Source organism: Peribacillus sp. P4_C12, assembly GCF_056402095.1.
Genome location: NZ_JBFUIB010000868.1, coordinates 1 through 1,171, shown reverse-complemented (window position 1 = coordinate 1,171; position 1,171 = coordinate 1). Strand labels below are relative to the sequence as shown.

Below are 1,171 nucleotides of genomic sequence, written 5' to 3'. Positions count from 1 at the left end.
TGGACTCGTAACCTTTTGAATCCAGTTGAATTTTCACCTTATTAGCTTCTTCCTTGGTTTTGTAAAATCCCACATCAATGATAAAGACATCTTTTTCCGAACTGGCCCCACGGATGATATGCGTATAGGTTAAGCCATGCGTAATCTTTGTTTGATCCCGAGTTTCCGCAAGATTAGAATTCCCTAGAGGAAGAGCTTGTTCCTTCACAGACGCGGCTTGTACAACACTTGATGGCAAGTCAAGCGTTAAAACCGATCCAGCTGTTAATGCCATTGCTGAAAATAAACCTTTACTGACAAGCCTTTGAAAAGTTTTCATTGAATTTTTCTTCATTTTTACGACCCCTCCCCCTAATAAACACCTTGTGTTCCGTCGGGTTCATTATCCTAATCTAATGTGTAGAACCTGCTACAGACCAATGAATTTGTTGTAAAGAAATGGTATGAAATGATTAAATTTTTCAAGCTTTCAGGGTGTATTAGTAGTTATCAAATTGATTTAACAGAGTTTTTTTAGGTCGGTACTTTATTTTAGTGAATTTCAATGCATCCCTTGCACAAGGACTACAATGTTTTTTTGTGACTACGTGAAACTTTGCAGGCCCATTTCTTCTATAAATACAACAGGTTTTTTGAAACTTTAGAAATTGGAGAAGGATTACTGGGATTAGAATTGGGGAAAGACGTGTTATTGTCCTTCTTGCATTTTGTACAGTTTTAGTGACAGTATTATCACTAACCGTTGAAAGATGGGTATCGTATATTATTATGAGGCCAATCTCTAATATGATTAGCGAAATGAAATATACGAGATAGATACAAACATGGCCTATCGTTAGTATTTAGGTTACGGCTTTCATGAAAAAGTACCTCACTTCTCTACCTTTTTGAAAAAACTATAGAGCATACTCATGTAAATTCCTCCCTAACCAGCTCAAGTCTTTCACCCTTGGTTATGTATTGTTATATAGAAAACATATATTTTAGGTACTTTACCTGAATTGAACCCGGTACTTCAGTTTCAACGATTTTCACATCGTAAATTCCTGCTTCCGGTCTTCTAAGTGACATACGACAGGCAATTTCATCTTCCAGCATATCAATTAAAAATTCATGCATCTTTTTTGTACTAATGGCCCAACATTCGTCTGTTCACGTCGTCTTTCAACCC

The 1,171-nt window shown here is 36.5% G+C and carries 2 protein-coding genes; both read right to left on the bottom strand.

All coding sequences use genetic code 11. The features are described 5' to 3' along the window. Positions 1-334, bottom strand: a 334-nt coding sequence (locus AC1DUW_RS29800; protein ID WP_477644303.1) for a hypothetical protein, incomplete at its 3' end; no start/stop codon positions are given. Positions 335-963: 629 nt separating this feature from the next. Further along, entirely contained in the window at positions 964-1,119 is a 156-nt protein-coding gene (locus AC1DUW_RS29795; protein ID WP_477644302.1) for a hypothetical protein, read from the bottom strand. Positions 1,120-1,171 lie beyond the last annotated feature (52 nt).